The following is a 6,542-nucleotide window of genomic DNA, read 5'->3' as shown; positions in this document are numbered from 1 at the left end:
CCCGGCCCCCCCGCTCGGGGCCCACCCCCGGCCCCGTCCCCCCCGCGGCGGCCCCCGCCCCCCCGCCCCCCCCCCCCCCCGGGGGGGGCCCCCCTTCTCGCGTCTCGAGGGACGTCCTGTGCCGTGTGCGGACGCGCCGGGCGGACGCGTCAGCGCGACGCCCGGCGCGTGTTTCCGGGCCACCGCCCTGCGCGCCGGTCCCCCCTGCGGGCCGGCTGGCGCGAGGGCGGGTGCCCGCTCAGTGCTCGGCGCCGCTGAACCCGGCCGCCGCCGACGACGGGACGACCACGGAGGGGACCGCCGTCGGGTAGATGCCGGCGTCGCGCAGCGCCGCGTCGAACGCCTGGGCCGCCCCTGCCGTGTCGCCGTGGCTCAGCAGCCGGTCCCCCAGCGCCCGCCAGATCGCGGCCGCGCTCCGGCCGGCGGCCATCATCGCGAGCCGGCCGCCCGCCCACTGGTAGGTCTCGCGCGCCTGCTCGACCTCGCCCCGCGCCGCGAAGACGTCGCCGAGCAGGATGTTCCCATTGCAGATGTCGAGGGCCGCCTGGTCCTCGAGCCGGCTCAGGCCGCCGCGCGCGAGCGACTCCGCCCGATCGGCGTCCCCGAGCATGAGCCACGCGCGCCCCTGCTCGAACTCGCACCGGGCGAGCTCGATCTCGGAGCCGACGACCGCGAGCCCCGCCGCCGCCTCGTCGAGCTGCGCCAGGGCGGCCTCGGGCTCCGCGGGCAGGCACCGCAGCAGGAGCCACCCGAAGTGCAGGCGCAGGCGCGGCACGTCCCGGCTCGCCGCACCTTCGCTCAGGTACGCGAGGGCGCGCTCGGTGAGCCGGCGGGCCTCGGCGAGGTCACCGCGCCCCTCGGCGACGAGCGACGCGTTCCAGTAGATGCTCCCCCGCCCGCGCATGGTCCCCTTCGCCTCGGCGATGGCGATCAGCTCGGACGCGCGGTGGGTCGCGAACAGGAGGTCCCCGCGCTCGTAGTAGGACCAGAGCAGCGTCGCCCCCAGGCGCAGGTGCTCGTCGGTGCCCGCGATACCCGCGGCCTCCACGTCCTCGAGCAGGGCCTCACCGAGCGCGATGCTGTGCCCCAGGTCGCCGGCCTCGTGGTAGGCCGCGACGAGGTCGCAGCCCATGACGGCCGCGTCCAGCCACCGGTGGTCGGCGCGCGCGTCGGCGAGCAGCGGCTCGAGCACCGCCACGCACTCGTCGAGGTCGCCGAGCGCCTCGTGGGCGCGGGCCAGCGTGTGCAGGGCCTCGACGTGGTGCCTGGGCGCGATCGAGCCCAGGTCGAGCGCCAGGAGGCGGTCCCTCGCCTCCTGCGCCTCCCCGTTCACGAGCGCGAGCTGCGCGAAGCCGATCTCCAGGCGCGCGCGCTCCTCGCTCGGAGCCCGGTCGCCGAAGCGCAGGTACTCCGCGGTGGTGCCGAGGCGGCGCGCGAGGACGCCCAGTGCCGCGTCGGTGGGCACGCGTCGACCGGCCTCGATGAGCGAGATGTAGCTCGGCGAGAAGTCGTCCCCGGCGAGCGCCGTCTGGGAGAGGCCGGCACGGGTCCGCTCGGCGCGGAGGCGATCGGAGAGTTCTGTCACAGTTGGTCACCCTATCCGTGACAGTGCGCGCCGGGCAGGGCCCGAAAGGATGAAAATCCGACGCCGGCCTCGCGGCCGGCGTCGGGTCCGTCACATCTTGCAGCAGCCCGTGCTGCCGACACCCAGCGTGCTCACGCCGCCCGAGCCGAGGGGCAGGCCGACGACGGTGAGGCCGAGCGTGACGACGACGGCGGCGAGGGTCTTGGCGATGCGGTTCATGGGAGCTCCTGGGCGGTCGGGCGACGTGTGTCACGAGGACTATGACAGGGTTCCTCCGGAAATGCACGATGCCTGAGCAGCGAATTTGACGTGTCCGTGGGGGACTTTTGGCGTGAATGGGGTGAAGACGTCCCAAAGCGATCGGGTGAATATCCGGCGGGTGACCGGGCTGCCGTCGTGTCGCGCCCGCGCCAGTCACCTCGCCCGTGACAGCGGCGACGGGCCGGGCGCCGCAGGGTGACGTCGGCGGCGCGGCCCCTCAGCCTCGGGCGTCCGCGACGCGCAGCACGGCGCGCTCGATCGCGAAGGCGGCGTCCCGGCCGCCGCCCTTGACCTCGGCGTCCGCCTGCGCGACGGCGGTGACCGCCGCGGCGAGCGCCTCGGGGGTCCAACCGGCGAGCTCACGCCGTGCCCGGTCGACCTGCCACGGCGCGAGGCCGAGGTCGCGCACCGGGTCCAGGCCGCGGCCGCGGGCGGCGCCCACCTTGGCGAGCGTGCGCAGCTTCGACGCGAGCGCCGCGACGAGCGGGACCGGGTCCGTTCCCGTCGACATGGCGTGCCGCAGCAGGGCGACGGCCTCCCCCGCCCGGCCCTCGACGGCGGCGTCGGCGACGCGGAAGCCCGTGGCCTCCACCCGCCCGCCGTAGTACCGCGTCACCAGGTCGTGGGTCACGAGCCCTGTGGAGTCGGCCGCGAGCTGAGCGCACGCGGCGGCGAGCTCCCTGAGGTCGGCGCCGCACGCCTCCAGGAGCGCTCGCACGGCGGCAGGCTCGGCCTTGCGGCGGGCGCGGCGCAGCTCCCCCATGACGAAGGCATGCTTGTCCGCGTCCCGCTTGATGGGGTCGCACGCGACGACGGTCGCGCCGGAGGCCCGGATGGCCTCCAGCGCCTTCTTGCCCCGCACGCCACCACCGTGCTGGAGCACCAGCCACACGTCGGGAGCGGGTTCCGCGAGGTAGGCGACGACGTCGGCCAGGGCCTCGTCGGTCCCCTGGTGCAGTCCCGAGAGGACGACCAGACGCGGCTCGTCGAAGAGCGACGGGCTGGCGGCGACGCTGAGCCGGCCCGGCTCGTAGGCGGCGGCGTCGAGCCGGACGACCTCGACGGCGGGCTCCCGCTCGCGCGCCTGCGCGACGAGGCGCTCGACCGTGCGCTCGGCGAGCAGCGCCTCGGAGCCCGCGAGGAGCACGACGGGCGCCAGCTCCGCCTGGTCCCAGGCGATGCCGCCGGTCGGGGCGGTGCTGCGGCGGGCGGCAGGGGGCATGCCCCAAGCCTGCCACGCACCACCGTCACGCCCGACGCCCGACGCCCGCCCCATCCCCACCCCGACCAACCCCACCGCCGCCCCGCCCCGCCAGTCCCTGCCGCCCCGCACCGCCAATGCCTGCCGCCCCGCCATCTCCCCCGCACCGCCAGTGCCTGCCGCCCCGCCATCTCCCCCGCCCCGCCAATGCCTGCCGCCCCGCCATCTCCCCCGCACCGCCAATGCCTGCCGCCCCGCCATCTCCCCCGCCACACGCCGCCCACCGCCGCCGCCGCCGCGACCAACACGTCCGTTCCCCGCGAGAACGTCCGCTGCACAGGACGTACTCGGCCGGAACGGACGTGGTCGGCCCACCTCGGTCCTCCGACTGCGGCGTGGGCCTGCGTCGGCGCGCGCCGGTGGGCGGGATCGCCACGTGGTCAGCACGTCCGTTTCCCGTGAGTACGTCCCCTGCACAGGACGTGCTCACCCGGAACGGACGTGCTCGGCGGGTTTGGACGTGCTCGGCGGGGGCATCGCTCGGCGGGTATGGACGGGGTCGGCGGGGATGGACGTGCTTGGCGGGGATGGACGTGGTCGGCGGGGGGCGGACGTGGGCGGCTCGCGGACGGTGCCGGTGGGGAGGCCGGCGGGGCGGGGGTGTGGCGGTCAGCGGGCTACCGCGGCGCCGCGGGCGACCAGGCCTGCCGTGTCGGAGAGCTTGACCTCCTTCATGAAGAACGCGACGACGAAGCCCAGGACGCCGAGCGGCACGAGGTACCAGAAGGCGGGGGCGAGCGCGTCGGTGTACGCCGCGACCACCTCCTCGCGCAAGGCGGCGGGCAGCTTCGCCAGGGCCGACGGCGTCAGGGAGCTCGCACCGTAGCCCGAGGGGACGGCGCCCGCGGGCGCATCCCTCACGGCCTCGGCCAGGCGGGTCGTGAGGTTGGTCGTGAACACCGTCGAGAACAGGCTGGTCCCCACGGCGGCGCCGATCTCCCGCAGGAAGTTGTTGGTGGACGTCGCGACGCCCACCATCTCGGGCGAGACGGAGTTCTGCACCGCGATGACGATGGTCTGCATCACGAACCCGAGGCCGAACCCGAGGACGAAGATCATGACGCCGAAGGTCACGATCGACATCTGGGGCGTGAGCTGGGTCAGCAGGACGAGACCCACGGTGGCGATCCCCATGCCGAGGATGGGGAAGATCTTGTACCGACCGCGGGCGGAGATGAGCATGCCGGAGCCGAGCGCCGTGATCATCAGCCCGACCGTCATGGGGAGCATGAGGAGGCCGGCCTTGGTGGCGTCGTAGCCCCGCGCCATCTGCAGGAACGTCGGGAGGAACGACAGCGCCGCGAACATGGTCATGCCCATGACCAGGGCGATCGTGACCGAGACCGAGAACGTGCGGTTCCGGAACAGGCGCAGCGGGATCAGCGGGTCGGTGGCCCTCGCCTCCACCGCGAGGAACGCCGCCAGCGCGACGAGGGTGAGGACGAGCAGCGCGGGCAGCGCCGGGTCGCTCCAGTCGTACCGCCCCGCGCTGCTGATCGAGCTCCAGCTGGTCAGGAGCACGATCCCTGCGGTGGAGATCGTCATGAGCACCGCACCGGGGACGTCGAAGCGGGTGCTCGGGGTGCGCGACGGCAGCCGCAGGCGGGACCAGGCGACGGCGAGCGCGACCAGTCCGACCGGCACGTTGAGCCAGAAGCACCAGCGCCACCCCGGGCCGTCGGTGAACCAGCCGCCGAGCAGGGGGCCCGCCACCGTGGCGACCCCGAAGACCGCTCCCATGGGACCCATGAACTTGCCGCGGTCCCGGGCGGAGACGATGTCCGCGATGATCGCCTGGCTCAGGATGACCAGCCCGCCGGCACCGAGGCCCTGCACCGACCGCCACACGACGAGCTCGACGAACGTCGTCGACAGCGCCGACCCGGCCGAGCCCAGCACGAAGATCGAGATGGCGACCAGGAACGGACGCCGCCGCCCCCGCAGGTCGCCGAGCTTGCCGTAGATCGGCATGACGACGGCGATGGCCAGGAGGTAGGCCGTGATGATCCAGCCCTCGTGCTCGGCCGCCCCCAGGTCGCCCACGATCGTCGGCAACGCCGTCCCCACGACGGACTGGTCCAGCGCGGACAGGAACATCGCCACCAGCAGCGCGCTGAAGATCACGTAGACGGTGCGGCGGGAGAGCACCAGCTCCGGCTCGCTCGTCCCGGCGGACGACCTCGTGGTCCGGCTCATCGACGGGTCCTCACTCACGTGCCGGCGCGGGCCCCGGACGGCGCGACCCGCTCGCGACCGCCGTCGAGGGCGAGCGGCCGACGGCCGGTCGTCGTCTCGTCTCGAGTCTGCGCCTGGCGCCGGCAGAGCGCGCGGCGGGGCGGCCGGGGCCCGAGCGAGGGCGCGACGCGTCAGCCCACGGGGCAGCGGGCACGCACCGTGAGCCCGCGCGGCTCGGCCGCGACCACCACCGTCCCGCACTCGTCCGTCGCGAGCACCGCGGCGCCCGTCGCGCGGTAGAGCGCGAGCGTGCTCGCCGCCGGGTGCCCGTACCCGTTGTCCGCGCCCACGCTGACGAGCGCGACGGCGGCGTCCACGGCCTGCGCCAGCGACGCGTCCTGGTACGCGGACCCGTGGTGCGCCACCTTGACCACCTGGGCGGCCAGCACCCCGGACGGGCCGTGCGCCGCCAGCAGGCCGGCCTGGGCGGAGGGTTCCAGGTCGCCGAGCGCGAGCACCGCGAGGCCCGGGGCGTCCAGGCGCAGCACCAGGCTCGCGTCGTTGACGGCGCCCTCCTCGGGCCCGACCGCGTGCTCGCGCGGCGGCGAGAGCGCGTCCGCCACCGGGACCGGCGCCCGGCTCGGCCACAGGACCCGCCACCGCACCTGGCCGGCCGTCCCCTCACCGGCTGTCCCTTCACCGGCGGTCCCCGCACCGGCACTGCCGTCACCCGGTCCACCGGACCCCGCGAGGCCGACGTCGACCGGCACGCCCGCGTCCGCGAGCGCCCGCAGGGTGCGGCCCGCCTGGCCTGCGGGCTCGGGCAGAGGGCTCACCAGCGCCGCGTCGACGGTGCGACCGGCGAGCACGGGCTCCAGGCCACCGACGTGGTCGGCATGGTGGTGCGTGAGGACGAGCAGCTCGATCCGGTCGACACCGAGCCGCTCCAGGCACGCGTCCGCGGCGTCACCATCCGGACCCACGTCCACCACGACGGCGGCTCCCGGCCGGGTACCGACCACGAGGGCGTCACCCTGCCCCACGTCGCACTGCGCCACCCACGGCCCCGCCGGCGGACCCGCGCCCGGCACGAGGCCGACCAGCGGGCGGCGGATCCCCGGCACGGACACGAGGAGCACCGCGCACAGCACGACGACGACCCCGGGCCGCAGCGTGCGCAGGGCGCGGGTGCGGCCGGCCAGCAGGGCAAGCACGGCCGCCGTCGCCCCGGCCAGCAGCGCGGCGCCCGCGAGCCCCGTC

General features: G+C 75.6%; 5 protein-coding genes. All 5 read right to left on the bottom strand.

Features of this window, described 5'->3' with window-relative positions; all coding sequences use genetic code 11:
- Nucleotides 1–238: 238 nt before the first annotated feature.
- On the bottom strand, nt 239–1,585 hold the full coding sequence (locus IDM29_RS03790; protein ID WP_182111503.1) for a helix-turn-helix transcriptional regulator: 1,347 nt from the start codon (nt 1,583–1,585) through the stop codon (nt 239–241).
- Between the two features lie 90 nt (nt 1,586–1,675).
- Nucleotides 1,676–1,804 carry a hypothetical protein gene (locus tag IDM29_RS17185; protein WP_255491556.1) on the bottom strand — a complete coding sequence of 43 codons (129 nt, stop codon included), beginning with the start codon at nt 1,802–1,804 and terminating at the stop codon, nt 1,676–1,678.
- 259 nt (nt 1,805–2,063) lie between these two features.
- On the bottom strand, nt 2,064–3,068 hold the full coding sequence (holA, locus tag IDM29_RS03785; protein WP_188037211.1) for a DNA polymerase III subunit delta: 1,005 nt from the start codon (nt 3,066–3,068) through the stop codon (nt 2,064–2,066).
- A 648-nt stretch (nt 3,069–3,716) separates the two neighbouring features.
- The gene (locus IDM29_RS03780) at nt 3,717–5,303 is read right to left on the bottom strand and encodes a DHA2 family efflux MFS transporter permease subunit (protein ID WP_188037210.1); all 1,587 of its coding nucleotides are present in this window, start codon (nt 5,301–5,303) and stop codon (nt 3,717–3,719) included.
- 170 nt (nt 5,304–5,473) lie between these two features.
- The coding region (locus IDM29_RS03775) for a ComEC/Rec2 family competence protein (RefSeq protein ID WP_188037209.1) at nt 5,474–6,542 on the bottom strand (1,069 nt) is incomplete at its 5' end.

The sequence above is a fragment of the Actinotalea sp. JY-7885 genome (genome assembly GCF_014525465.1).
Classification (GTDB): Bacteria; Actinomycetota; Actinomycetes; order Actinomycetales; family Cellulomonadaceae; genus Actinotalea.
This window is presented reverse-complemented; position numbering and strand designations above follow the sequence as displayed.